This window comes from Treponema endosymbiont of Eucomonympha sp. (assembly GCF_001028545.1).
On sequence record NZ_BBPW01000703.1, the window covers coordinates 1 to 431 of the forward strand.

Below are 431 nucleotides of genomic sequence, written 5' to 3' on the forward strand. Positions count from 1 at the left end.
CGGGGATTACTCTGATAGAGTACGCCGTTTCATAAAAGACGAGATAGGAGCAGAAGGCTACCGCACGCCAATTAAAGAGGTAAAGAAACGGTTGGCAAAAGAAGGCGCGAACCTGTCGAATGCCTACGACCAGAGCCTAGCCGAAATAAATCTTAAAAACGCAGTCGGACGCTTATGCCTCCGCTGCTCCGCTTCCTAAAAGACGGCGGAATATATATAGCCGAAACACGGCTTAACAGGTTTTTTACAGGCTTTTAGACAGTAAAGATGTCGCCGCAGAATGCGCAAGCAAAGTCTGCGGTAACGGGATAGAGCAGTCACGCTCTATCAGAGCGCCAAGTGAGCCATGCTACGAGTAAGCTACTCGTTATTAGCGTGTATAGTAGTGCCCCCTTATAGACCCTCGCCTACGCAGAAAACTGCGCAGGCGA

At 49.7% G+C, this 431-nt stretch carries 1 protein-coding gene; it reads left to right on the top strand.

Annotated elements, in window-relative coordinates:
* The coding region (locus AWU74_RS13015) for a hypothetical protein (protein ID WP_238580293.1) at positions 1-199 on the top strand (199 nt) is incomplete at its 5' end.
* Positions 200-431: the final 232 nt, after the last annotated feature.